14 protein-coding genes and 1 pseudogene are annotated in these 26,101 nt (G+C 74.7%); 1 reads left to right on the top strand and 14 read right to left on the bottom strand.

Going from position 1 to position 26,101, the window contains the following annotated elements:
- Nucleotides 1-92 precede the first annotated feature (92 nt).
- The 14 genes and pseudogenes from ACIGFK_RS03985 to ACIGFK_RS03920 all read right to left on the bottom strand — a co-directional run.
- Nucleotides 93-1,196, bottom strand: a complete 1,104-nt coding sequence (locus tag ACIGFK_RS03985; RefSeq protein WP_376656376.1) for an NAD(P)/FAD-dependent oxidoreductase — start codon at nt 1,194-1,196, stop codon at nt 93-95.
- Nucleotides 1,193-2,533 carry a metallopeptidase TldD-related protein gene (locus ACIGFK_RS03980; RefSeq protein ID WP_400050431.1) on the bottom strand — a complete coding sequence of 447 codons (1,341 nt, stop codon included), beginning with the start codon at nt 2,531-2,533 and terminating at the stop codon, nt 1,193-1,195. The genes ACIGFK_RS03985 and ACIGFK_RS03980 overlap by 4 nt, the downstream gene beginning before the upstream one ends.
- Entirely contained in the window at nt 2,533-3,843 is a 1,311-nt protein-coding gene (locus ACIGFK_RS03975; RefSeq protein ID WP_376656378.1) for a TldD/PmbA family protein, read from the bottom strand. The genes ACIGFK_RS03980 and ACIGFK_RS03975 overlap by 1 nt, the downstream gene beginning before the upstream one ends.
- A complete protein-coding gene (locus ACIGFK_RS03970; RefSeq protein ID WP_376656379.1) occupies nt 3,840-4,421 on the bottom strand; it encodes an NADPH-dependent FMN reductase in 582 nt (193 codons plus the stop codon). Before ACIGFK_RS03970 ends, ACIGFK_RS03975 begins: the two co-directional genes overlap by 4 nt.
- Nucleotides 4,421-6,766 carry a hypothetical protein gene (locus ACIGFK_RS03965; RefSeq protein WP_400050430.1) on the bottom strand — a complete coding sequence of 782 codons (2,346 nt, stop codon included), beginning with the start codon at nt 6,764-6,766 and terminating at the stop codon, nt 4,421-4,423. Before ACIGFK_RS03965 ends, ACIGFK_RS03970 begins: the two co-directional genes overlap by 1 nt.
- Nucleotides 6,763-9,177 carry a hypothetical protein gene (locus ACIGFK_RS03960; protein ID WP_400050428.1) on the bottom strand — a complete coding sequence of 805 codons (2,415 nt, stop codon included), beginning with the start codon at nt 9,175-9,177 and terminating at the stop codon, nt 6,763-6,765. The genes ACIGFK_RS03965 and ACIGFK_RS03960 overlap by 4 nt, the downstream gene beginning before the upstream one ends.
- Entirely contained in the window at nt 9,174-11,237 is a 2,064-nt protein-coding gene (locus tag ACIGFK_RS03955) for a hypothetical protein (RefSeq protein ID WP_400050426.1), read from the bottom strand. Before ACIGFK_RS03955 ends, ACIGFK_RS03960 begins: the two co-directional genes overlap by 4 nt.
- Complete coding sequence (locus tag ACIGFK_RS03950) at nt 11,234-13,618, bottom strand: hypothetical protein (RefSeq protein WP_400050425.1); 2,385 nt, start codon at nt 13,616-13,618, stop codon at nt 11,234-11,236. The genes ACIGFK_RS03955 and ACIGFK_RS03950 overlap by 4 nt, the downstream gene beginning before the upstream one ends.
- Nucleotides 13,615-16,083: a hypothetical protein gene (locus ACIGFK_RS03945; protein WP_400050423.1), complete on the bottom strand. Its 2,469-nt coding sequence runs from the start codon at nt 16,081-16,083 to the stop codon at nt 13,615-13,617. Before ACIGFK_RS03945 ends, ACIGFK_RS03950 begins: the two co-directional genes overlap by 4 nt.
- Complete coding sequence (locus tag ACIGFK_RS03940; RefSeq protein WP_400050421.1) at nt 16,080-17,579, bottom strand: hypothetical protein; 1,500 nt, start codon at nt 17,577-17,579, stop codon at nt 16,080-16,082. Before ACIGFK_RS03940 ends, ACIGFK_RS03945 begins: the two co-directional genes overlap by 4 nt.
- Nucleotides 17,576-19,894 carry a lantibiotic dehydratase gene (locus ACIGFK_RS03935; protein WP_400050420.1) on the bottom strand — a complete coding sequence of 773 codons (2,319 nt, stop codon included), beginning with the start codon at nt 19,892-19,894 and terminating at the stop codon, nt 17,576-17,578. The genes ACIGFK_RS03940 and ACIGFK_RS03935 overlap by 4 nt, the downstream gene beginning before the upstream one ends.
- Entirely contained in the window at nt 19,894-22,422 is a 2,529-nt protein-coding gene (locus ACIGFK_RS03930) for a lantibiotic dehydratase (protein WP_400050418.1), read from the bottom strand. The genes ACIGFK_RS03935 and ACIGFK_RS03930 overlap by 1 nt, the downstream gene beginning before the upstream one ends.
- Entirely contained in the window at nt 22,419-24,203 is a 1,785-nt protein-coding gene (locus ACIGFK_RS03925) for a tetratricopeptide repeat protein (protein ID WP_400050417.1), read from the bottom strand. The genes ACIGFK_RS03930 and ACIGFK_RS03925 overlap by 4 nt, the downstream gene beginning before the upstream one ends.
- 355 nt (nt 24,204-24,558) lie before the next feature.
- Nucleotides 24,559-24,666, bottom strand: a pseudogene (locus ACIGFK_RS03920) (ammosamide/lymphostin RiPP family protein); the annotation flags it as partial.
- 178 nt (nt 24,667-24,844) lie between these two features.
- Between ACIGFK_RS03920 and ACIGFK_RS03915 the strand changes: the two are divergent.
- On the top strand, nt 24,845-26,086 hold the full coding sequence (locus ACIGFK_RS03915; RefSeq protein ID WP_400050415.1) for an MFS transporter: 1,242 nt from the start codon (nt 24,845-24,847) through the stop codon (nt 26,084-26,086).
- The last annotated feature ends 15 nt before the right edge of the window (nt 26,087-26,101 follow it).

Here is a 26,101-nt window from a genome sequence, read left to right as displayed (position 1 = left end):
GTGGGGGCCGCCCGGCACCAGGGCCCGCTGCCGACCCCCGTGACGGGTCGGACGCGTCGGCCCCCGGTCCGCAGAGCCGAGGCCCCGTCCGGTCAGTCGGTCCGGACGGGGGCGAACCGGTCCGGTGAGAACGCCTCCGGTGCGGCGGGCTCGCCGGTGTCGAGGAGGTGGGCGAGGGCCCAGCCGCTGTGGTGGCCCGTGAGGATGCCCTGGCCCCCGTGGGCCGAGCACACGTACGCGCGGGTCGTGGCCGGGTAGCGGCCCAGCACCAGCCGGCCGTCCCCGGAGGCCGATCGCAGGCCGGCCCAGGCGCGGACCGGCCGGGCGTCGGCGAGCAGGGGGAAGTCCCTGATCAGCCGGGACAGCAGGAAGACGGTACCGGCCGTGGTGACGTGTTCGGCGAAGCCCGCCATCTCCTCGGTGGCCCCGGTGCACAGCGAACCGGCCCGCCACGGGCACAAGTAGGTGCGTCCGGATATGACGTGGTCGATGCGGACCTCCGCGTCCCGCACCTCGATCATCTGACCGCGCATCGGCTGGACGGGCAGCGGCGGCAGTCCGGGGAGGCTTCCCGACCAGGCGCCCGCCGCCACGACCACCCGGTCGGCGCGCAGGATGCCGCGGGAAGTGACGACGCGGACCGCGCCCCGCGCGTCCTCGATGCCCAGCACCTGCTCGCCGAGGGAGACCGTGGCTCCCGCCGCACGGGCCGCGGAGCCGAGGGAGTCGACGTAGAGAGCGGTGTCGACCATGTGGCCCGCGGTGGTGCGGAAAGCACCGAGGAAAGCGCTCCGGGCGAAGAGCGGCTCCAGGTCGGCAAGCGCGGCGGCATCGGTCCACTCCCCGAGCTCCTCCGGTCGCGCGGCCGTGGCCAGGACCAGCTGTTCGCGTTCCTCTTCGGTTCGGACCGGGCGCAGTACGCCCCTTCCGCGCCGGATCCCGGGAGTCGTCTTCTCGAACGTCCGCACGTCCTCGTCGAAGCGGACCCGTGCCGCCGCGACGAAGTCGTGCATCACCGGATCGGAGAGCAGGCGCAGCGAGGGGATGGCCACCCCGGCGGCCGCCCGGGATCCGCTTCCGCCGTCGACGCTGCCGTCGACCACGTGCACGCGGGCTCCGCGCAGGGACAGTTCGAGGGCGACGGAGAGGCCGACCACTCCCGCCCCGATCACCAGCACGTCATGGACAGCGGTCACGGCAGCTCCTCGAAGTGCAGGCTCGGCGTCAGGGCTCCGTCGGCCAGGGGCAGGATCTGTGCGTCCGTGCCGGTGCCGCGCAGCTTGCGCAGGTACGTCAGCAGGTCGCAGTGGAACTCGAAGGGGGCGATCCTGCGGATCCGGCGGCCCCCGCGGACCTCCCAGCCGGCGACGATCATCTCGATGCGGCCCGCGCGGGGCATGGTGACGAGATTCTCCAGCCGGCAGCTGAGCTCGATGAAGTCCTCCGGCATGGCGCCCCGTCCGGGCGCGACCCGCAGGGCGACGGGCCGGGGCATGGGCTGGGCCCCGACGCCCATCCGGATGCCGCGGCCGTTGGGGGTCTGCCCCAGCCGGTGGGCGGTGCTCCAGGAGTGGAGGAAGCCCGTGAGACGTCCCTCGTCGGCGAGTACGACGGGCCCGGCGGCCTCGCCCTCGTCGTCGTGGACCACGGGCGGGCCGTCGGGATGCGCGTCGGGCACGTCGTCCACGTGGAGGCAGGAGGGGAACAGCCGCTTGCCCACCGCTCGGGCCAGGCCGGGGGTGGCGAGGGCGGTGGTGCCGGAGAACAGCCAGCCGAGCCCGGCCACGACGGGGGCCGCGACCTGGGGGCGCAGGACGACGGGGAGGCCGCGCGGCACGGCGGCGGGGCCGGGGAGGCCCGGGGCGCCGAGGGTGTCCAGTGCGGTGGCGATGCGGTGGACGAGCGCGTCGGTTCCGGGGTCGTCGGTGACCCGCTGTGCTTCGGCCGCTTCCACGACGGCTCCGTGGGCGGTCTCGCAGCGCACGACGACCCTGGTCTGCTCGTGTTGGTACTCCCGCCGCAGCCCGCCCAGGGTCGCCGTGGCGGTGGTCCACTGGTATTGCTGGGCCAGCAGTACCTGGACGTCCGCCCCGGCCAGGCGCAGCCGTTCGGCGGTCGTGCGGACCAGGTGCTCCGCCGCGGCGGTGTCCAGCGGGGCCGGGATCCGCCGCGGGGCGGGGGCTGCGGCCAGGTCGGGGGCTGGGCGGACGGAGACGTTCCGGCGGTCCAGGGTGGTGCGGGCCTCGTGGACCAGCGACCGGATGTCGTCGGCGCCGTCCACCGTGCGGCTGGCGCTGCCGAAGGCGCCGTCCTCCCAGACCCGGCAGGCTGCACCGAAGGCGCCGCCCGCGGCGGCGGTGATCCGCCCGGTGGCCGGGACGATCTGGGCGACCGCCTCGCGGGCGTCGTGCACCCACAGTTCCACTTCCTCGGCCCGTGGCGCCGCGTCCACCGCGGTGCAGGCCTCGTCAACGGCAGCCCAGGAAAGGGGGTAGGACCTCACTGGGTCGTGCTCGCGAACCGGCGTCGTCATCACCTGAGCTCCTGCCCGCCCTGGCGGGCGTACGTGTCCAGTCCGTCGATCCTGACGGTCGGTTGTTCGAAGCCGACGATGAGGGGGCCTTGGTCGAGTTTTCCGCAGCCTCCGCCGCCGACGAAGGAACGGGAGTCGCCGGCGACGGCCGAGATGCCGCGGAGCGCCGACAGTCCGTCCCCGTCGATGACGACGTCGGTGAGGCGTCCCACCGGAACGCCGTCGTGGAGCAGCAGGCCCTCGAGGCCGAGGAAGCTGAAGGCGCCGCTCCCCTGGTGGACGTGGCGTACCCGCATGCGCTCCACCCAGACGGCCTCGCCGGGCGGGCGGCGTACGTCGTCGGCGTCGAACGGCCCGTCGAGGATGCGGGTGTGGGCCTGCCGGGGAACCGCCGGGTACAGGTAGGACATCCGGCGGCCGTGTCCGTTGGGCGCCTCGCCCGCCTGGGCTGCGCTCGCGGAGCTGTGCAGGACCCCGCTCACGATGCCCGCCTCGATCAGGGGCACGGCGGTGGCCGGGTGGCCCTCGTCGTCGAAGCGGTATCCGAAGACGGCGTTCGGGGCGCTCGGGTCGTCCACGACCGTCACCCACTCGGGACAGACGGCCTTGCCCCGTGCGGCTCCGAGATAGGAGGTGCCGCTCTCCACCACGTCGCCCTCGAGCGGGTGGCCGCACACCTCGTGGAAGAAGAGGGCGCAGCCGCCCGGGGAGAGCAGTACGGTGCGCCTGCGGCGGTCCAGGGTCATCAGGGGCAGGCCGCGCACGTCGTGCCAGGCCCGGTCCAGTTCGTCGAGGAGGCGTGCCGCGAGGTCCTCCGGGCCGAGGTCGCCTGCGTCCGCGCCGCCCGTCGCCGAGTCCCTGCGCAGGGTGAGCGGCCCGCTCGGTCCGCGGTAGGTCGCGCTGAGGTTCACGGTCTGGAACACGCGGTGGTCGCCGGTCAGCCCGTCCGCGGGCCCGGCCACCACCCGCTGGTCGAAGTCGCGCAGGCTGACGACGAGTTCGGGACTGCCGTCCCTGCCCGCCGCCACGCGCCGGATGCGCTCCGCCAGGTCGCGCAGCCGGTCCTCGGCGGCGTAGGTCACCGGCCAGGGCTCGGCGAGCGCGCCCGTCGCGGCGCGGACCGTGGCGGGCAGGTCGAGGTCTGCCCCGGCGGGGGACGGCAGCGCCCGGTAGCGCCACGTCTCACGGCCCGGGGCTCCCCCGCCGTGGGAGGAACCGATGCCGCGGTAGCGGGCTCGGGTGAACTCGGGTCCCGGACCGGAGTCCAGGAGGTGCAGGGTCTCGCGGCGCTCCGCGAAGTAGGCCGTCATGCGCCGAGGGCTTCCCGGCTCGCGAGGACGCGGGTGTGGCTGCCGAGCTCCTCCACCATCCGGGCGACGCGGGCCCCGACCGTCCGGTCGCTGAACGAGCCGTCCTGGGACAGGAACCCCTGGCCCGCGATGACGGCCGTGGGCACGGTGGTCACCCGCAGGGCCCGGCAGAAGTGGTCCATGGCGCTGATCGCGTTGGCGCCGCCGATGGGGGTGCCCCCGACGGCCATCAGTCCGGCGACCTTGCCGGTGAGCCACGGCTGTTCGTCCTGTCCCAGGGCCTGGAGGTGGTCGACGGCATTCTTGAGGGCCCCGGCGATGGTGCCGTGGTAGACCGGTGAGGAGAAGACCACGGCGTCGGCCTGGCGGACCTTGGCGAGGAGTTCCGCCACCTCCGGCGGCGGGTCCGTCAGGTGGGAGTCCCGGAAGACCGGGAGGTCCTTGCTGCCGAGGGAGTACATCTGGGGCTTCATGCCGGCGTCCCGTGCGGTCAGCAGGGCCTTGCGCAGGAGGAGTTCGGCCCAGGAGCCCTTGCGCGTGCTGCCGCCGAGGCCGAGCACCACTGGCTGATGATTCATCAATTCTGTACTCCGGAGGTGAGGTTCGTGCGGGGGGAGGTCCGGCGTCGCACGGAGAATCGGATCTCGCAGACGTGCCGGCCGAGGTCGCTGCGCTGCCAGGTGCGGTCGGGAGCGGGCAGCATCTCGGTGAGGCGCACCGGCCGCTCCCTGGCCTCGGCGACGAGCAGTTCGACCAGGTGCGGGCTGGCGAGGTCGACGTGGACGGGCTTGCGTTCACCCTGGACGGCGGCGTAGACGCGGCGGGGTACGCCCAGGGCTCGCAGCGCCTCGACGGTGTGCCGGTAGCGGTCGGCGCCCGAGGCCCCCTGGGGCGGCTGGAACACCTGCGCGTCCAGGCGCCAGGCCGCTCGCTGAACCACCACGTCGCCGATGCTGATGCGCGGGGTCAGCGGCCCCAGCACGATGCGCGGCAGTCCGCAGCCGGGCGGCCCGAGGGGGCTCTGCGCAGCAGCTTCCGCGTCTCCGAGGAGCGGCATGACCCGTCGTCCGGTGTGCCGGTCGATCACCGTCGCGTCCGGGCGGACGACGAGGTCCTCGGCGCGCAGGCGGTCCTGGCCGGGGGCGGCGGGTCCGCTCAGCTCGACGGTGCGCGGCAGGAGTTCGAGGTAGCACAGTTTGCCGAAGCGGTTGTGGGTGGCCACGTGCACGAGTTCCGGGGCCTGCGGGGCGGGGTCGTGGAGCCAGTCCCGGGTGGCCCGTGCCAGTGCGTCGCGGTCCTCGATGAAGCAGCAGAGGTTGCCCAGGCCCTGGAGGCCCCAGTGGAACTCGCCCACCACGACGGGGGCCCGGCCCGATTCCACCGCGGACCGGTCGCAGGTGTCGAAGTGCAGGTCCGGGGCTAGGATCACGGGCCCCGGGGCTCCGTCCGGGCCGGGGAGGACTGCCCGTACCGCCGCGGGGTCCAGGACCACCTCGGTGGAAGTGCCGTCCCAGGCGGCGGCGACCAGGTCGTGCAGGCGCCGTGCGACGTCGGTCCCGTCCAGGGGGACGGGCACGCTGACGGGGAGGGAGGCGAGGACCTCCGGGAGCGGGAGCTCGGTGACAGCGGGACCGAGCCGCTCGTGCCAGGCCGCGGTGAAGGCGTCGCGCGCCCGCAGCCACGCCTCGGCGCCGGCCGCGGCGGCCAGGTCGAGGACGGGCTCGAGCCGGGTGAGCAGGTTCCGGACGGCTTCCTCGCCGAAGCGTACGGAGAACTCCGGTGCGTGGTCCTCCTCGTAGAGCACGACCCGGTCGGCGTACAGCTGCCCCTTGCCGCGGCGCGCCACGTCCAGGCCCTGCTCGGTCAGGACGGCGTCGGCGCGGGCGACGGCGGCGGTCTTGCCTTCGGCGCCCGCCCCGGCGAAGCCGGTGGCGATCCCGGTCAGCTCCTGCGCGAGGGTGCGCAGGGTGTCGTCGCCGAGGTGTTCGGCGGCCGTCCGCAGGAGGGCCAGCGCATCCGGTTCGGAGGTGGGGGCGAGGAGTTCGGACGCCCACAGCAGGTTGCGCCGGTGGAGCGTGTGCAGGGTCGCCGCGGGTACCTCGCCCGCGCGGCCCGCGGCCGCCCGGGTCACGGCGCGGCGGACGCGGGACTGCGCGGGGAGCATTCCGGCGGCCGGGCCGGGCCGCCATTCCAGGGTCTGCGGTGCGTGGCGTTCGAGTGCCTGGTCGAGGAGTTCCTTGACCGCCCAGAAGGCGAGGAAGCCCCGGCGGGAGGCGGGCGGGTCCGTCCAGCCAACAGCCCCGCCGAGCGTGGCGTAGGCGATGGGGCCGGCGAAGGCGTTGGTCTCGCACTTGGCGGCGAGGCGCTGCAGGAAGGAGACCGCCTTGCGTTCGTTCTGGTTGGGGGCGGGGCTGCCGGGTGGCCTCTTCAGCAGGGCGGCGACCGTGGTGTCCAGGATCTCGGGGGTGAGCAGGACCAGGGCTTCGCGCAGCCGCGGGTCGCGCAGTACGGAGCCGAGGTGTTCGCGCGCCGCGCCCAGCGCTGCGGTGTACCGGTCGGCCAGCTCGCCCAGGGCTGTGTCCCGGGCCGTGCAGGTGGAGGTCCACCAATGGGCGAAGGCCTGCGCGTCGGTGTGGCTGCCGACGGGATCGTCGAACCACAGGGCGCCGGGGAGCGGCTTGCGGCGCTGGACGGCCCGGTAGGCGGCGCGGGCGGCCCGAACCCCGTCGGCGTCCTGCGGCCGGGGCGCCTTGCGGCCGGCAGCTTCGAAGTCCTGCGCCGCGCCGTCCAGTTGTGCGCGTGCCTCCCGTACGGCGTCGGCGAGCTCCGGCAGGCGCGCGTCGGCCAGCGGGTCGAGGAGGTCGAGGGGGAATCCTGCCGGACGTACGACGGCAACGGGCATGGCCCGCCAGGCCCCGGTCACGAGGCGGCTCCTTCAGCGGTGGTGTGGTCGATCAGGCAGGCGATGCGCAGTTCGGCGACCTGGCGGCCGCCGTCCGCGCTCCACCACAGGTCGTCGGGGCCGGGGAGGCATTCGGACAGGCGCAGCTCCCCCGGGCCGAGGCGGGCGAGGTCGTCGACTGCCACGGGGTCGTCCAGGTCGACGAAGACGGGTTTGGTCTCGGCCTGGTGGCGGACGAAGAGCCTTCGGGGCAGCCCGCGTTCGGCCCGCAGCCGCTGCCAGGCGCTCCAGTGGGGGTACCCGGGTCCGGACGCGTCGGGCGCGGGAAGCTTCCAGCAGGCCCGTTCCACCACGACGTCGTCGATGAGCACGCGGGGGGATCCTTCCGGGCCGCTGAGGTCGATCGGTACGACGGCGGGCAGCGCGACGGCGCGGTGCAGGGTGCTGGCCAGGTCCCCGGGGTAGAGCCAGCGGCGTCCGGCCGCGGTTTCGACGGCCGAGCCGTCCGCGCTCACCGTGACGTCGGCGACGGGCACCACCGACGTGCGGGGTTTCGTGCTGAGGCCGCTGAGTTCGATCGCCAGACCGGGCAGTTCCGGGGTGATGTGCATGCTGCGGCGTCGGGAGACCACGCCGGCCATGGTGTGCGGGTCGGCCAGGCGGGCCACCGCTGCGCAGAAGTCCGCGTAGAGGCCCTCGGGGTCGGAGTGGACGCGTGTCGAGGAACCGCCGACGATCGAGCTGGAGTCGTCGTGGACCTCGCCCAGCACCCAGACGGCCTCGGCCGGGGAGGGGCCCGCAGCCAGCAGGTCCAGTCCGGGCAGGGCTGCGGAGGGGACGGTGTCGGAGGCCGACAGCGTGGCCCAGAAGGGCGCGCACACCACGTCCACCTGCTGCGACGTCAGCCGGACCGCTCCGTCGGGGCCCGCGGGGGTCCCCTGTACGAGGGCGCTGAGGGCGGCGCGCAGCGCCTCGTACCGGGGGCGGTCACCGGGCAGGTCGGCGGTCGCGGCCCGGGCGAGGGGTACGGGGCGGCCGCCGAAGGCGCGGCGGACCTCGGCGCGGGCGTCCGCCCGGGACAGGAGGGCGGCGAGGTAGAGCGGTTCGAGCAGGGGGCCGACGGCCCGGGTGAGCGCTTCGACGGTGGGTGCGCCGAAGCGGACGCCTTCGCTGTACGGGCCGGAGCGTTCCTCGTGCCAGAAGGACCGGTCCGCGTAGTGCCGGCCGGCATTGCGGCGCGTGTCCAGCCCGGCGGCCGTCAGTTCCGCGTCCGCTCCGGCCAGGATCTTCTCCCGGTCGGGCCAAGGAGCCGCGGCAGCCTCGTCCAACCGGTGCAGCAGGGTGTGGACCGCGGGGGCCGCAGGCAGTGCCCCGGCGAGGGCCCGCAGCGCGTGCCGTTCGGTGGAGGGCACCAGCGGACCGCGCCGCAGGGCCGCGGCGAGGGAGGGCAGGGCGGCGCGGAGCGCGGCGGCCGGGAGTCCGGCGGTCCGGGCGAGTTCGCGCAGGGTGGTCCAGTCGCCGCCGAGCGCCTCCCACAGCCGTACGGCGTCCGGGGAGAGCGGCAGGGTCCTGCCGTCGGCGGTACGGACGAGGGTGTCGGCCTCGCGCCGCCACAGCGGGTCACGGCTGACCTGCTGGTCCCCGCCGCGCGGGGCGTAGCGGGCCGCCAGGTCGCGCAGCAGCCAGGCGCTGGCGTCCACGGACGTCCGCTCGGGCCGCGGCTGCCCGTAGCCGACGGCCTCGGGGGCGGCGGGATCCAGCGCGGCGAAGCAGGACGGGCCGAAGTAGGAGACCGTCTCGCAGCGCACCGCGAAGCGGCGCAGGTAGCGGTGGGCGGTCATCAGGTCCCCGCGGTCCTTGCCCCGGAGTCTGTGCGGGTCCAGGACGGGACCGTCGGGCCGGAACAGGCGCTCGGCGAAGCCGCCGCTGGACTGGCCGATCGCCTGGTGCACGCGGGGTGCTGCGACGCGGGTGCGGACCTGGGAATACACTTCCTCGACCGTTTCCAGATAGGCGTGCTGGGCCGCCCGCACGGTGTCGGCGTGCCGGCCGACGGCTTCTTCCCAGCCTTCGGTCCAGGGGGCGTGGCCCAGGGTGGCGAAGAGGTCTGCCGTTGCCGCGGGCAGCGGCCGGCCGTGGGCCACGGTCCGGGAGGAGCGTACGATCGCGGTGCGCTGTGCGCGGTCCAGACCGGGGAAGGCCTCCTTGAGGGCCGGGAACACCCGCTCGCGGAAGAGGTCCTGCCGAACGGTCAGGTCCTGCTCGGCGGCGCGGACGGCGTGCGTGGCGGCGGCCGCCTCCGGGCCCGGCTGCGGGAGCAGCCGTGCGGCGGGGAAGCCGCTGCTGCGCAGTTGCAGGACGGGGTGCAGGCGGGCGCTGAGGCGGCCTGCGGGGACCACCACCCCGGGCGGGGTGTCGGCGCTCGGGTTCACGGGTTCCTCCTGACCACGGCCGATATCCGCAGTTCGGCGCAGAACCGGTCGGTTCCGCGTTCCAGCCACAGATGGTCGGGGCCGGGCAGCATGGGGCTGAGCAGCAGTTCGTCGCCGGGGGCGGTCCAGTGCGCCAGCAGGTCCACCAGCAGCGGGTTGCGGAAGTCGACGTAGAACGGTTTGGGCTGGCCGGCGACCCGGACGAAAACGCGTTCGGGCAGGGCATGCGCCGCGCGCCAGCGGCGCATCGTGACGAAGCGTTCGTCGAGGTCCTTGCCCAGGGCGGGGCGGGGCAGTCTGCGCTGTTCGCGCTGCAGGACCACCCCGCCGACCGACAGTTCGGGGACGCTGGGCCCGGAACGCAGTGACGGCATCAGTCCCGTGTGCGGGGAGAGCGCCAGGTAGAGCGGGTTGGAGGGGTCGCCGGGCACCAGGGTGCGCTGTTCGCCGTCCGGCAGGACCAGCCGGGGAACGCCTCCCCGCCACTGGACGGTGACGTCTCCGAAGTCCACGGCGGAGGGCCGGGCGGAGGCCGCCGAGACCTCGATGGAGCGGGTGGGGAGCTCCGCGAGGAAGGCCTTGCCCTGCGACCTGGGGGCGGTGAACTGCACCAGCCGGTCGGCGAGGTCGCCGGAGCCGATGAACCACTCGCGCATGCCGCTGTCGGGCCAGAAGTGCTCGAAGAGGCCGAAGGTCTGCAGGTTGCTGTGCAGTTCGCCGAGGACCAGCCGGGCGTCGTGGACGGACCCGTCGGCGCCGGAGGCGAGCATCAGGTCCGGGGAGAGCAGCGACAGCTCGGACGCCGGCCATTCGTCGAGGAGCTCGGCGAGGCGGTCGGGGGCGAGGTCCCCGCCCTCCTCGGGCCACAGCTTCCCGAGCTCCTCGCGGAGCCGTCCCGCGCTGCCCCCGTCGACAGCCCCTGCGGGGTCGTCGAGTTCCCCGATGTGGCGCATGGCATCGAGGAGTCGTAGCGGAGCCTCGCCCGTGCGCTCCCGCAGTACGGCGGACGCGTCGAGGAACCGCTGGTGGCCGTGGACGGCGGCGAGCCGGCACACCGGGTCCAGCCCGTCGCGCAGCCGGTCGAGCAGGTCACCCCCGATGGTGTAGGCGCCCGCGGCCCCGCGGCCCTCCTGGTAGAGGACGTCGCGGTCGCTGTAGAAGCGGCCCCGGGGGCGCTCCGGCAGGGCGCCGGTGATGCGCTCGACACGGCGTCGGACCTCGGCCGCCAGGTCCCGCTGGGCGTCGGCCGGTGCCTCGGCGGTCCGCTGGGCGAGTTCCCGCAGTTCGGTGAGGCGCTCCGCCCAGGCGGTTCCCGCCCCGCCCGCCGCCGCGAGCGACCCGATCAGGGCGGCCACCGGATCGGTGTGGGCGGCCGGCACAGGCAGGTCGGGGCCGACGAGCCCGGCACGGCGCAGCCGGGGCAGTGCGTCGCCGCCCGCGGTGCCGGGCGGCCGCGCCAGGTCGGCGCGCTCCCGGGCGCTGATCCGGATGCGCCGGTCGCCGACCAGCAGGTGGTCGCCGTCACGGCCGACTCCGGGGGCGAGCCGGTGGGGCAGCAGCGGGGCCACGGCGGGATCGCTGCGGATCGCCGCGGCCAGCAGATCGGCCACCCACCAGCTGACCAGCCCGGCCCGTTCGGCGCAGATCCCGCTGGTGGCCGGGGGCTGGGCCAGGTCGGCAGCCCCGCCGAAGCGGACCAGGTCCATGGGGCCGTAGCCGCCCGCGGTGTCGTTCTTCGTTGCCAGCCGTTGCAGCAGGGCGACCACGGACCGGGCGCGTTTGCGGCGGCGGCGCACGGCGCCGTCGGCGAACGGGACGAGGGCGTTGTCGTGGATGTCGGCGTTGGCGACCGCCGCGGCGTCGCGGATCACCGGGTCGTGGCAGAGCGCGGCGAGTTCACGGTCGGCGTGGGCGACGGCTTTGCGCGCGTGGTCCAGTGCGGCGCTGTCGGTCGCGGTGTCCAGCAGTGCGCAGAGCCCGGGTTCGATCAGCCGGTCCATGACCGAGGCGGGTACGCCCGCACTGCGCAGGATCGCCACCGGCGACAGGTCGACGTTCATGACGGGTTCCTCACCAGCACGGCCGTACGCAGTTCACTTGTGAAGGTTCCTTCCGCACAGTGCAGGACCTGTTCGTCCGGGCCGGGCAGCATCTCGCTGACGACGGCGCCGGCCGAGCCGGCCGCGAGCCGCGCGAGCATGTCGCAGTAGGCCACGGACTCCAGGTCGACGAAGACGGGTTTGGGTTCGCCGTCCGGCTTGACGTACACGAACCGGGGCATGCCGAGGTGGTCGCGCAGCCGGTGGGCCTCGGTCAGGGCGGCCTCCGGGGTGCGCGCGGCGGTCAGGCCGGCCACGGCGTCCGCGCCCAGGCGCCAGGTTTCGCGGAACCACACCACACCGCCCACGGTGACCCGCGGGCGGTGCTCGCGCAGCGGGGGCGTCCGCGGCCCCCACAGGGCGAGTCCGCCCAGCGCCCGGGACAGCGGGCCGACGGGGCTGGTCGGCATCAGGGCGAGCGGCACACCGTCCGTGGTGCGCAGCGCGAGCGGGTCGCGGTCGACGGTCACGTCGTGCAGGCCCAGGACCTGGTCCCTGGGCAGTGCGGAGCGGCCCATCCGTTCCAGGGCGAGCCCCGGGTACTCCAGGGTGAAGGTCTTCCCGGTGAACCGGGGTTCGACCAGGGTGACGGGGACGGCGTCCTCGCCGGCCTGGTGGCGGGCGAGTTCCGCGGCCCAGGTCCCGACGGTCCGCCGCAGGGCGCTGCGGCGTTCCTCGGGAAGGGCCCGGGCGAGCCAGGACCACGGCTGGATGCCGTGGTGGATCTCCCCGACCACGAGCTGGTCGGTGCCGGCCGGGGTCCGGCGGACCATCAGGTCGGGCGAGCAGACGAACGGCTCGGCGGGCAGCACGTCCGCGAAGACGGCCGCCAGCTGCCGGGCCGTCACCTCCACCCGGCGACTGCCCGCCGGGGCGAGGACGTCCAACCGCTCCCACAGGGCGTCGGCGCCGGGGCTGCCGTCGCGGTAGTCCGGCTGCGGGTACTGCTGGAGGCCCTCAAGGAGGTCGTACAGGCCGGTCCGTGCGGGCAGCCCGGTCTTCTCCCAGTGCAGGCGCAGCCAGCTCGCGGCGTCCTCGCGGACCCGGGCGGCATAGGCGGCGTGCACGCGCAGCACGGTGTGCAGGGCGTCCTGGGACCGGTCGAGGACCCGCCGGTCCAGGCTGAGTCCACGCAGTCCGCCGACGCACTCCTCGTAGACCGGCTGGCGGTCGGCGTAGAGGGATCCCGCCGGCCGGCCGGTGGCCCCCAGGCCGTAACCGTCGAGGAGGGCGGCGAGTTCGGCGGCCTCCGTGCGTCGTTCGGGCCAGCCGGAGCTCCGTACCCGCTCGACGGACTCCTCGAGGGCGTCGAGCCGCTCCAGCCAGGCCGTCACCGGCCCGGGAGCGGCGTCGTGCAGCCCGGCGACGGCCGCGCGCAGGTCGGCCTGTTCCGTCAGCGAGGTCGAGGCGGGGGCGAGGCGGGGCCGGAGCAGGCCGGCCCGCGCCAGCTTGGCGACGGCGCCACGGTGGGAGGGGGGCAGGTCGGCAGGGACCACCGGGCCGGCGCGCAGGACGCGCAGCAGCGGGGCGGGGAGCGCGATGTCCCGGTCCGCCACCCGCAGCCCCCGGTCGTGGACCCGGGCGAGGGGGTGGAGGCTCAGCGGGGTGCGCTCCGATCCGGCGCACTCCTGGCCGATGCGGTCGGCGAGGCCGTCGATCACGTAGCGGGCGAGGAAGGTGGTGGGTGCGCCGTGCCGCGGGGACGCGGGGTCGAAGACGAGGGTCGGCGCGCCGGGTCCGGGAGCGGGCCCGGGACCGGTGTCCTGCGCGGGCACTTCGCCGTACTGGAAGGGCCCGAAGAAGGACGTGGTCTCGTTCTTGGTGGCGAGCCTCTGGAGGTAGCGCAGGGCGACACGGCGCGTGGTCCCCGACAGCTGGGTGCCGCGGGCGTACGCCTCCAGGCCCGAGGCGGCGCTGTGGCTGGAGAACCAGACGGCCTCGGCCGTGCGCGGACGGGCGTGCCAGGCGCGCAGGTACTCCTGTGCCGCATCGAGTTCTGCCGCACAGCCTCGGGCGGCTCGCGCCCGGGCCTCGTCCAGTTCGGCGACGAGCGCGTTCCAGCGGGCCACCGAAGCGGCCGCCGGGGTGCCGGGCGGCAGGGCGGGGTCCACCGCGGTGCGGGACGCCAGTCGGCGGCGCAGACGGCGGCGTTCGGGCCGCTCGAGCTGCTGGTCCGCCAGGAGGCTGAGCAGGGCGGGGTGCAGGGCGTCGAGCCGGGTCAGCAGCGACCGTGCCCGGGCCACGTCGGCGTGCGCGGTCCCGGCGGCGGGCAGCAGGGCGTCCGTGACGGGGAAGCCGGCGCCCCGCAGCACGAACAGGGGCAGTATCTCCATGTCGCTCATGCGGCGTCGGCTCCTGTCCCGGCGGCGGGCGGCGGTGCCCCCCTGGTGGCCTGCATGCGCAGCTCGCAGGTGTAGCGGCGCCCTTCCTCGTCCCTCAGCCACAGTTCGCCGGGCCCGGGTGACATCTCCTCGTACTGGACCCGCTCGCCCGCCTCGGTCACGTGGGCCAGGAGCTCGGCGGCGAAGGGCGAGCGGGTGTCGAGCAGGTAGGGCTTGCGGCGGCTGTCCGACCGGACGTAGACGAACCGCGGCATGCCGCGCCCGACGGCTGTCCGGCGCAGCTCGAGGTGGCGCGCGGCAGGGGTGAGGGCCCCCAGGTCCGGCATGGGGACGAACCATCTCTGGCGTTGGTACACGGCTCCGCCGAGCGGGACGGCGGGCAGCCTGTCCGTGCCGTCCGGCTCGATGCGGGCGTGGACGGCCTGCGGTGCCGAGAGCGCGGCCAGCGGCGGGTAGACCGTGAGGTCGGCCAGCGGCAGGTACAGGCAGCGCTCGCGCCCCTCGGCGTCCTCGAGCACGATGCGGCCGTCGTCGCGCCGGACCCGGTATGCGTCCGCGCGGGACGGCGGGGACACCGCGGGACGGGTGACGGCCTCGGCGGCCTCCGCGGCCCCGGGAGCGCCGGTGGCGTCGGTGCCGTCCTCGGCCCGGTGGCCGCGCACGTCGTCCGCGCGCAGGGGGCGCAGGGCCATCCGGTCGCCGGGGAAGAGGTAGTACCCCTTGTTGCGGCGGCTCACGTCGAGGCCCACCAGCCCGGTGGCCGAGCCGTGCTCGGCCACCCAGGCGACGGCGTCCGCCGCGAACCGGGCGGGCTCGGGGTGAGCCACCGACAGCCAGCTCTCCAGGAGCAGGTGGTGGTGGACCCGGGAGACCACCACGGTGAACCGGCCCGCGGCGATGGCCTGTACGTCGGATGCCGCGAGGCAGACGTCGGGCAGCGCGTACGCGGGCCCGGCCGAGGCACGGGGGACGGCTGCGGCCCGGGTCTGCGGATCGGACAGGGCGGCGGGCGCAGCCTTCAGCGGCGGGTGGGGATCGAAGGCGCTGCCCAGTCCGGTGCCCGGGTGCATGGCCTCGCCGTAGGCCGGGAAGGACAGCACGTCCTCCTCCGGCCAGCGGCGCAGGAGTTGTTCCTGGTAGCCGCGGCGGACGAGGGCTCCGTAGTCGGCGGAGAAGTCGAGGGCCTCCTGCACGGCGGCGGTCAGGCGCGCGGCTGCGGTCGCCCCGAGGTCGACCGAGAACGGGGACGAGGCCTCCTCGTACACGACGAAGCGGTCGGTGTAGATGCCCCCGTCGCGGCGGGCGGGCGTGCCGGTGATCCGGGTGAAGGCCTCCTCCAGCCGTCGGAACGACTCCAGGCGCTCCGGGAAGGGGGCCTCGGCCAGGTCGTCCCGCAGCCGGGCCAGTTCGTCCAGCTCCCCCAGCCGGCGCAGGACGTGCGGGTCCCCGGCCCCGTCACCTTCACCGTCACCGTCACCGTCACCGTCACCGTCACCGGCCAGAGCGGCGGCGGCGCGGTGCAGGCAGTCGAATGCGTCGTGCCGGTCGCTGCGGTAACTGGGGCCGAGTTCCACGGTGTTGGCCCGCAGTGCCGGGCGCAGGGCGGAGACCACGGCCGTCGCCGGTATGCCGAGTTCACCGGCGATCCGGCCCACCGGCACCGGTGCGGAGTGCCGCAGCAGCGCGGTGGGCACCCCGGCCCCGGAGGAGCCTTCGCAGGCGGCCGCGAGAGCGCGCAGGCCGTCGCGGTCGAGCACGGTGAGGGGCAGTACGGGCAGCAGGCGGCGGTCGCGGCGCAGGGAGGCGGCCAGGGCGGTGACCGCCCAGTGCGAGAAGAACACCAGGCGGCGGGTGCTGCCGCCGCGGTGCAGCACGCACGCTTCGGCACTCCCTTCGTCGAGCGTGCCGTAGCCGATCGGCCCGAAGAAGCTGGTCGTCTCGTTCTTGCCGCACAGCCGTTGCAGGTAGGTGTACACCTGCCGGTCCACGCGGCGCCGGGCCGAGTTGCGGGGCCCGGCGGGCCGGTCGGTGTAGCGCTGCCAGACGTTGCGGTACATGTCCGGGTTGGAGACGGACACCGCCTCCCGGACCCGGGGCTCGGCCGCCAGTGCGTGCAGACGGGCCGCCAGCCGCTCGTAGCCCTCTTCGTAGGCCTGCCGGTACGCTCCCGCTGCCTCGGACCAGGTCGCCAGGGCGGGGCCGAGGGCGCCTGCCCGGCCGGCCGCGTCCCGCTGCGCGGCCGGCGGTTCGCCGAGGGTGCGCAGGGCGGTTTCCACGGCGCGGACCCGCGTGGCGCGGTGGCCTGCGAGCATCGCCCGCACCTCGGCCTCGGCGGCGAGGAGGCGGTCCGCGGCCCGTTCGAGTACGGCGTCGTCGCCGAGCTGCTCGATCCAGTCGAAGGGCATCCCGGCGTGCCGCAGCACGAAGACGTGTCCCAGCTTCCAGGCACCGGCGTTGTCGGTCATGCGTGGCTCACCTTTCCCGAGAGGACGCCGATGGAGGACAGCAGGGCGACGGTCCGCTCCAGAGCCCGGCCCTGCGGCAGGACGGCGGAGACCGGTTGGCCGGGGCCCAGCCGGGCGAGCCTGCCGCCGAGCCGCGGGTCCAGGGCGTAGGTCCGGCGGGTCCGCAGGTCGGCCAGGACGGTGTGGGCGCCGACCATGACGACGGTGGCGCCGGGGACCAGCCGGTCTTCCGGTTCCGGGGTGCCCGGTTCGGCGAGATAGGCTCCCGCGACCCGTCCGGGAACGGGGGTGTGGCGCGCAGCGAGGACGGCGAGCAGTTCGGGCAGCAGCTCCGTGCGGGTCGGCCCGTCCAGGAGCGCGCCGCGCGGAAGGTCCAGCTCGGGGGGTGCCGGGCGCACCGGCGCGGGGTGGCCCGCCCAGGTCGGCTCCCCCTGCCGCCGGTCGTACTCCGGGCCGTCCGCTCCCGGCCGCCGGGGGCCGGGGAGGTGGAAGGGGCGGCAGCCGGCCACCTGCCAGGGCAGGTCGGCCGCCGCCAGCCAGGCCGCCGTGGCGCGTAGCTGCGTCTCGTCCACGCCGGGTGCCCCCAGCCAGAGTTCGGCGAGGACGCGTACTGCGGCTCCGGCCAGCTGCCTTACGGCTGAAGCCAGTTGCCCGGCGGACAGGGCGGTGCCGTCTGCGGTGAGGACGCCTTCGGCGGTCGCCGCCGCGAGGGTCACCACCGCGGCGGCGCATCCGGCGGGCGCGGCGGCGCCCGCCGCGAGCGCCGCCAGTTCGGCGCCCGTCAGCTGGTCGGCCCACGGCCCGTCGTCGGGGCGTGTCAGCCAGGCCTCCGGCCGTCCTTCCGCCCGCGCGAGGGCGTGCGTACGGCGCAGGCCGCTGCCGGGCGGCAGGTGCCGGCGCAGGACCGGCCAGTGGCGCCGGGCGAACGGCCCGTCCAGGAAGAGGGGTCGTGCGGGCCCCTGTGCCACGAGGGCGAACAGGGCGGGCAGCTGCTGGTCACGGTCCACGAACAGGACCGCCGGGCCGTCGTCCAGCAGTGCGCGCGCCTGAAGCAGCTCGGGGACGAAGGGTGTGCCGCCCGCGGCTGCGGCGCGTGCCACGTCGGCGGTGGACTGGGTCGTGCCGTGGACCAGCTCCAGGTCGTCGAGGCGCAGCGTGACCGGCCAGCCCGCCCGGGGGCCGGCCAGGGTGAGGACGACGTCGACGGCGAGGAGCCGCGAGGTGGCAGCGCCGTCCGGGACGCCGGTGCCGTCCACGTCCGGTGCCCGCGGGGGCTCGCTCAGGAACCGGTCCGCGGCTTCGAGGAGGGCCAGGTCGCCCGTCCCCGAACCGGCCGCGGCTTCGGCCTCGGTTCGCAGGACCCCGCGCAGCCACTGCCGCTGGGCGGCAGAGGTGAGCCGGTCCACCGCGGCGCGGTGCAACTCGGCGGTGCGGTGGCCGGGGGCCTCGTACCGGAGCGTGGGGTCGCCATGCGGCAGAACGATCAAGTGGGTCATCGGGTTCCCTCTCCCCCGGCGCCGACCGCGGCGACTGCGCGTGTGAAGACGCACCTCAGCTCGGCGGTGTGCCGGCCGCCTTCGTCGGCCAGCCACAACTCGTCGGATCCGGGCAGCATTTCGCTGATCCGCACCGGGGCGTCCGGGGCTGCCCCGTCGGCCGCCCGGCGGCAGGCGCGGGCCAGGGACCGGGTCAGGGCCGGGCTCGCGACATCGACGAACAGGGGTTTGCGGACTCCCGGAAGGTGGACGAACGCGTGGTCCGGCAGGTGGTGGCGGGCCCAGATGCGGCGCACCGCGAGAAGGGCCTCGGACGTGGAGCGCTGCCCGGTAGCGGCGAGGGCCGCCAGCTCCGACGACGGTACGGTCCAGCTCTCGCGCTGCACGACGGCCCGGCCCCAGCGCAGCCGGGGCGTGTGCGGTCCGAGGTTCAGACCCGGGGCGCGCAGGCGCAGCGGGGCGAAGGCGGTCTGGACGACGGTGTCGAGTTCGCCGTTGTGCAGGGTCACCTCGCCGCCGAGCGGTGTGCTCCACAACTGCGCGGTGTGCCCGTCGCCCCGTACGAGCAGGTCGCGCAGCTCCGCGGTCCAGGGGTTGCTCCGGTCGGAGAGGCCGCCGAGTTCGACGACGGGGCCGGGCAGTTCGAGCGGGGGGATGCCGGTCTGGCGTCCGGCCAGGATGTTGACCGCGGGGTGCCGTCCGAAGGCTCCGGCCATGGCCGCGTCCCGGGCGGTACGGATCCGGGCGGCCTCGGGGTGGAACTGGAGGGCCCAGTCGGTGAGCAGGCAGGTGTCGTGCACGTCGCCGAGGACCACCTCGTAGCGGTTCTGTTCCCACGCCGTGGCGGAGACCGCGGCGATCATGAGGTCGACCGAGCACACCGCGCCCGTCTCGTCGAGCGGCGTGCCGCGCACCATGTCCGTCAGGGCGGCGGATGCGGCGAGGTCGGCCTCGGGGGCGTCCGGGTCGGCCACGGCGTCGCGCACGGCGGCGAGCAGTTCCCGGTCCGGCGGCTGGGCGAGCCCGTCCGCGGCGCCCACGAGCTTCCACAGGGGCACCGTACGGTTGCCGATGCGCCGCGCGAGACCGCGGCGGGCCCGTTCGCGGCGGCGGTGGGCGAGGGTGGCCAGGAAGTCCAGGGCCGGCACGACCCGGTCCTGCAGCTCCCGGACCGCTGCCCCGCCGAGCCTCAGGTCGGTGGTGCCGGCGCACTCCTCGCGGAGCGGCAAGCGGTCGGTGTAGAACGCCCCGGTGCGGGAGCTGGCGGTGGCGCAGTCGGGGGCGATGCGGCGGGCCGCGTCGAGGAAGATCCGGTGCCGTTCGGCCTTGTTCTGGGCGTCGTCGGCGCAGAAGCCGTCCCGCAGGGAGATCAGTTCCGTCAGCTCGTTCACGAGCGGGGCCGCGCCGGGGACCGCTGCCACGCGCCGTACGAGGAACGCCAGCGGATCGGGATCGGTGGCGGGTGGTTCGAGCTGGTGGACGGCGGCCTTGGCGCGGCACAGGGCGCGGCCCTCGGCCACGGCGTCCTGCAGCGGGACGCCCAGCCGGTCCGCGAGGGCCGCGAGGGTGTGCCGGCCGTCGCTCACTGCGAGCAGGCGGTTCCCCAGGGATTCGGGGGCGCCGGGCGGGCGCGCCACTCCCGGGTTGCGGGGCCGCAGGGCGAGCCACGGGCCGACGGCCGGGGCGAAGGCCACCGCCTCGACGACCGCCGAGACGACCCAGGAGGCGGCGTGCGCACGGCGGGCCCGCAGGGAGCCGGGGCCCTCGGAGGACACCTGGACGGCGGTCGGGCCCTTCTCGTCGAGGGTGGCGTAGTTGATGGGGCCGAAGAAGCTGACCGTTTCGTTCTTGGTGCAGACGCGCTGGACGAAGCTCGCCAGCTGGTGGGTCAGCTGGGCGCTGTCACCGCGTCGGTCGAGGTCGGCCAGGATGCGCGGATTGGACACGGCCAGGGCCTCGCGCAGACGGGTGTCGCGGGCCAGCGCGGCCAGCGCCTCGCGGCCCCGGCCCTCCTCCTCGGCCGCGGCGGCCTGCAGCGCGCGGCGGGCGGCGCGCACGCGGGTGACGGCGGCCACCCATGCGGGCCGGTCGCGTTCGTCGGCGCCCAGGCGGAACAGCCCCGATGCGGCCCGCGCCCGCATCTCGTCGACCCGCTCGGCGTCCCAGCCCGCCTCCACCGCGAGGGCGAGCAGTTCCTGCTCCGCGCGGACGGCGGCGGCGGCCGCTTCCGCCGAGGCGGGCAGCCGCAGGCTTTCGACCAGTTCGAAGGGGAAGCCCGTCGAGCGCAGGATCGCGTGGGGCATCATCGACCACATCAGGACTGCACCTGCCTGAACATCGCGAGCCGGAACTCGGAGGTGTAGGCGCCGTCCCCGCGGCGCAGCCACAGGCGTCCCGGCTCCGGCAGCATCTCTTCGACGACGACGGGGCGGTCCGCGAACTGCCGGAGCACGGACACGGCCAGCGGTGAGGACAGGTCCAGGCAGATGGGCTTGGGTTCGCCCTCCGGCTTGGCGAAGACGTACCGGGGGATGTCCAGCGCGGCGCGCAGCTCGCCGGCCGCCATCAGGGCGCGGCCGCTGTCCTGCGCACGGTGGAGTGCGGCCAGGTCATCCGCGGAGAGCCACCAGCGGGCCCGTTGGACGACCACGTTCCCGATCCGGATACGTTGCCGGCGGTCGCCGATGCGGACCTGGGGGACCTCTACCTGCGGGGGTGCGAAGACCCGCAGGTGCGGGTGGTCGTTCTCGCCGGTGTACAGCACCAGGCTGCCGTCCGGGCCGAGCAGTTCCGGTCCGTGGGGGCCCTGGGCCACGCGCAGGTCGGCCACGGCGAGGCAGCGGGAGCGGTCGCGGGTGGCGAGGCCGTTGACCTCGATGAAGCGGCCGGGGAACGCGTCCGAAACCAGTCCCTTGTGCCGGCGGCGGCGCAGGACGGTGGCGATGCGGTCCGGTCCGCCCCATGCGGAGAGGTAGGCCTCGGTGTCCGCCCGCAGGGACTCGGGGTCCGGCGCGAACAGGCCCTGCGATCCCCAGGCGAAGACGTACGGGTGCAGTTCCCCGAGGACGAGGAGCTCACCGGCGTCTGCGGCGCCGGGGTCTGCCGCACCGGGGTCTGCCGCACCGGGGTCCCGGGCGACCATCAGGTCCGGCGAGACGAACCGGGTGGGGGTCGACCGGGCCGCCTCGGCGGCCGCCGCCAGGTCGGTCAGTGGCCGGAGGTCCGCCGGGGTGAGCACCGCTTCGCGGCCGTCGCCTGCCGCCTCCACGAGAGCGGCGAACCCGGCCGTGAACTTCTGCTCGGCGAGGGAGCGTTCGGGGGCGCCCGACGCGGTGAGGGCGCCGAGCCGCTCGGCGAAGTCGAGGTAGGACAGCTCTCCCCCGGCCTCGGCGAGGACCCGCTCGGCCGCGGCCCGTGTCGCCTCGTGGCGCAGGACGCCGTAGGCGGCGCACAGGTCGAGGTAGGGGGCGAGTGCGGCGCTCCACCGGTCCGCGACGTCGAGGCCGATGCTCGGCGGCGCATCCCCCTCGCACTCCTCGTAGGCGACCAGCCGGTCGGCGTACATCCGGCCGCCGTCCCGGCGGGCGGGAGCACCGGTGACGTGATGGAACTCCGCTTCCAGGGCGCGCAACGCGTCGGCCCGGCCCGCTGCCGTCGAGGCCTGCCCGAAGAGCGCCAGGGAGGCGGCGACGCGGTCGAGCCGGTCCGCCCAGGGCGAGCTCGGTACGAGGGACCGTACGAGCGCACGCAGGTCGTCCAGGGGGCGGGGCCTGGTGGACGCGGGTTCCAGGTCGGCGAGGAGCAGTCCGGCCTTGGTCAGGCGGTCGATGCGGCTGCGGACGTCCGCGGCGGGCGTGCCGGTGGAGGAAGCCAGGGAGGCGGCGAGCGCGTCGGCTCCGGTCGTCGCGTCGGCGGCGGCGAGCAGGGCCAGGTCCAGCGGGCCCAGGCGGCGCACGCGTCCCTGCCGGTCGCGGATGCCGTCGTCCAACACGGTCACGAGCGGACTGCGCCTGACGGGCAGGACACCTGCCAGTTCCGGGTCCCGGGCGATCACGCGGGCCAGTTCGGCGGTCGCCCAGAAGGTGAGGAAGGCCTCGCGGCGGCGGACACCGCTGGGGGTCTCGGGCCCCGACCGGTAGCCCTCGTGGTCGGCGGTGAACCGGCCGTGGGTGAGCGGGCCGAAGAAGCTGGTGCTCTCGTTCTTCGCGGCGAGCCGCTGGAGATAGAGCAGCGCCGTGCGCAGGAACTTCCGGTCGCGGGCGCGCGTGGCTCCGGCCGCCGTGCCGTGCGGCGGCCGCGGCCTGCGGGTGGAGCGCTCGGCCTGTTCGGTGAACGACGGCGACAGCTGGATGAGTGCCTCGCGCACCCGCTCGAGGCCGATCCGTTCCACGAGGTGGTCGTGCTCCTCCTCCGTACCCCGGCCCAGCGCGCTCGTGACCGCGGCTGCGGCTTCGGTCGCCTCGCGGACGGCGCCGCCGAGCCGTGTCAGGGCGGGGGCGAGCTGCTGCGTATCGCCGGCGGGTCCGGCCAGTTCCGCGATGCCGGTCAGGGCGGTGTCGTAGCGCCGCCGTCCCAGGGCGCTGCGGACACGGGAGAGCTTCCTGAGCCGGGCGGCGGCGCCGTCCGCGCGGGCGCGTTCCACGGCTGCGGGGAGGTCGTGGCGGAGCAGTGCGCGGCGCTGCTGTTCGAGACGGGCCACGGCGTCCACGTACCGTTCGACCGCGTCGGCGAGCGTGGACGCGGCGGCCGGGCCGTCGAGGAGCTCGAAGGGGAAACCGGCGCGGCGGAGCAGGAAGTTCGGCCGGAGGACCCACTGCGGGGCTCCGGTCCCGGGCCCCGTCATGCGAGGTTCACGTGATCGAAGGGGCGGTTCAGCTTGGTCCGCGGCTGTGGCAGCAGGCTGCCGAGCCGTTCCCGGTCACCGGCCGTGATGGCCGCCGCGAGGTCGGCGCCCGCCGCGGGGCGGGTCACCGAGGAGGCGGCGGTCGCCGCGAGGGCGGCGGGAGGTGTGCGGCCCTCCGCGAGGCTGCGTCCCACCAGCGCCAGCGCATGGCCGTAGGGGTCGGCGAGCTCCTCGGACGCGCGGGCCGCGGCGGCGTACCAGTGGGCGGCGCGTTCCGGCGCAGCCTCGCGGAGCCGCCCGCCCAGCTCGGTGGCGATCACGGCCCGGTGGAAGGTGTCGGACAGGCTGACCCCCGCGTCGTACGCGGTCTCGAGCGCGGTGACGCCCTCCTCCTCCCGGCCCGCGGCGAGGGCGAGTCCGCCGTGCCGGTAGGCGTGGTGCTTGGTGAACATCGGGCCCCAGGCGGAGCCGACGCTCGTGTACTTCTGCCAGGTGGCCAGTGCGCCGTCCAGGCGGCCGGCCCGCTCCTGCAGGACGCTGATGTTGGAGATCAGGTTGATCTTCAGGTGCACGGAGCTGGAGTCGGAGCCGTCCGCGACGCGGGCGAGCGCCTCCTTCTCGTCGGCGAGTGCCTCGCGGAGCTTGCCCTGGGAGAAGAAGCACAGGGCCCGGACGTTGTGGAGCCAGGCGGCTTCGCGGCCCTCCTGGCTGCTGCCCGTGCTGTGGCGGCGGAGCAGTTCCATCCCCGCCTCGGCCTGCTGGATGCCGGCGGCCGGGTCCCGGAGCATCTTCACCTTGGTCAGCGCGGCGTACAGGGCGGCCTGGGCGCGCAGTTCGACGGAGTGTGCGTCGTCCTCGACGATCCGGGAGAAGGCTTCGAGGGCCTGCGGGTTGTCGCCCCGGAAGCTGTGCACCATGCCGAGCACCTTGCGGAAGAAGGCGCGGGCGTCGGCCGGGCCGCGCAGCAGGCCCACCTCGAACTCCACTGCGTCTGCGAGGGGCGAGCCCGTTCCGGTGCGGACGAGAGCCTCCTCGATCGCCGCCCCGTCCATCGGGAGGCCGGGCGTGGCCAGCTCCAGTCCGACGAGGGCGCAGCGGGCCATGACCTCGTGGTCCGCGCGGAAGAAGCCGCGGCGGATCGACTCGACGGCGTACGCGATCCGGTCCACCGGCGATCCCTCCTCGTCCAGGACCGAGCGCAGCAGGTCTGCCTCGGGGGACGCCACGGGCTCGACGCGGGAGATTGCGCCGGACGCGTCGGTCTCGTCGGCGATCAGGCCGGGCAGCCGGCGGGCGAGGAGCTCGGCTTCGGGCGAGGGTGTCCCCCGCTCGGCGAGTACCGTGCCGAGGCCGCTGCGGGCGGTGATGCCGGACAGCCGCAGGCGTCGTAGCCCGTCACGCCACGTCAGATGCTCGACGAGGCGCAGCAGGCCGCGCAGGGAGGGGACGTCGAAGGCGCCGATGTCATGCAGTCGCAGTTCGACGTCCTCTTCGACCAGCGTGTCGGCGATGGCGCGCGCCGCGGCGTCGAGCACGCGGAAGACCTGCTCCGATTCCCTGTGCAGGCGTCGTTCGGAGGGGCTGAGCGCCAGATCGGAAAGGGGGCGCGCGTCGCCGCTTCCCCAGGCGGGCACCAGCACCTGCGCCTCGACGGGCGTTGCGGCCAGGAGCCGGCCACGGATTTTGGTGGCGGATTCGTCCAGCGCGGCCACGACGGCCCGGAAACCGTCGAATGCGACCGGAACGGGACTGGACAGACCGATGTCAAGAGCATGCGACATTCGACAAAACCCCCCGTGCTGTCAAGGAACCGCGCGCCTTTCGGGCACGCACGAAAGGAAAGCGGACCCTCCGCGCTCCAGACATTCCCAGGCATGGGAATGCGCTGCGCCGAGATCCACTTCAAAGAATTCCCGGGAGCGGGAAAACGCCCCTGCGGGAATGAATGATTGATGTACGGGAATGGGCTTCGGGCGGGCTGGTCAGACCCCCGTCAGCGGTGCTGCGGCTCGCGGCTCGGCCGCCACACCGCACCGAGGTGGGTCTCAGCCGCTGGGGCTCGCACCTCGGTGCGGCACTGTCGGACATCCCTCTCCACCGCCATGGGAACGCGGCTCCCGGAGCAGGGGGCGACGGTCAGGCCAGAGCCAGAGGAGCGATCTTGTTCTCGATCTCGTCCAGGCTGAACTCGATGTCGTCGAGGTCATCCAGCACGTCGAACTCGTCCACGGCTTCGGCTTCGGTTTCGGCGGTCACGTTGTCCATCAACCTGCACCCCCAATTTCAATTAGGTTGGTGATCCGCTTGGCGCAAGGCCAAACGATCATTACCCTAGCTGCGGTCAGCATTGCAGCAATAGGCCACTTTCAGCCGCCGTCGCTCACCCGGGCCCGAGGAGATGGAAAAGGATCACATGGGGCAGATGAGCCAGACCTTTCGATCCAGTCCGGCCTTCGGTCATTTCTGGGCCGCCCGCACGGCCTCCTACCTGGGCGATTTCATCACCCTGACCGCTCTGATCCTCTACCTCCAGGAGTCCGGGCACGGCCCCGCCGACATCGCCCTGGCGCTCATCGCCCGCGCCCTGCCGCAGGCCCTCGGTCCCTTCGCCGGTGCCCTTGCGGACCTGGTCGACGCGCGCAAACTTATGATCGTCTGTGACCTCGGGCGGCTGATTCTGATCGGTGCCCTCGCGGTCACCCTGCCGCCCTTCCCCGTGATGCTGGCCGTGCTCGCCCTGGCCTCACTGCTGTCCACGGCCTTCCTCCCCGCCGGGAAGAGCACGGTGCCGAAGCTCGTCGGGAGCGAGCAACTCGGCACCGCCAACTCCCTGCTCGCCATGTCGCACAACCTCAGTCTCGCCGTGGGCCCGGTGGTGAGCGCCCTGCTGTTCACCCATGCCGGAGCCCGGGCCGCGTTCGCGGTCGACGCCCTCTCCTACGGGGTCTCGCTCCTGCTGCTCCTGGGCCTGCCGGCCCTGCCCGCCGCGAAGCGCACGGAGGAACGGGCCTCCGCCGCACGGTTCCTGCGGGACATACGCGAAGGACTCGGCTACGTGGCCCGGCACCGGATCGCCCGCGCGGTCACCCTGGGGCTGTTCCTGGGCATCAGCCTCGCCGGACTCGACAACGTCGCGCTCGTCTTCCTCCTGCGCGAAGACCTGGACGCGGGACCACAGGCTCTGGGCATCGCCACCGGCGTCTACGGCGCGGCCATGATCGTCGCGCCCCTGCTGCTGCTCCGCGCGGGGAAGCTCTCAGCCGACTGGTACTTCGTCGCCGGCCTCGCGGCGAGCGGGCTGGGGCTGCTGCTCACCGGCGTCTCACCGGCCGTCTGGCTCTGCGTCGTCTGCTACGCCGTGGCGGGCATCGGCAACGGCCTCGAGAACGTGGCCTGTGACACCCTGCTGGGCCGCACCGTCCCGGAACACCTCCTGGGCCGGGTCTTCGGAGCCGTCTACGGGCCGATCTTCCTCGCCGAGACCGCGGCCGCGGCCCTGGGCAGCGCCCTTCTGACGGCGATGTCGCCCAGGGCCGTGTTCGTGGTCGCCGGAACCGGCCTGCTGTTCCTGAGCGTGGGCGTACGCATACTCATTCCCAGGGGAACGGAACGCTCCGACGCCGACAGCAGCGTGAGCACACGGCCCGTCCCGGAGGCCCCGTGACGGGACGCACGTTCC

This window comes from Streptomyces sp. NPDC085524 (assembly GCF_044541755.1).
Classification (GTDB): domain Bacteria; phylum Actinomycetota; class Actinomycetes; order Streptomycetales; family Streptomycetaceae; genus Streptomyces.
The sequence above is the reverse complement of the archived record's forward strand: the minus strand, read 5'-3'. Positions and strand labels throughout refer to the sequence as shown.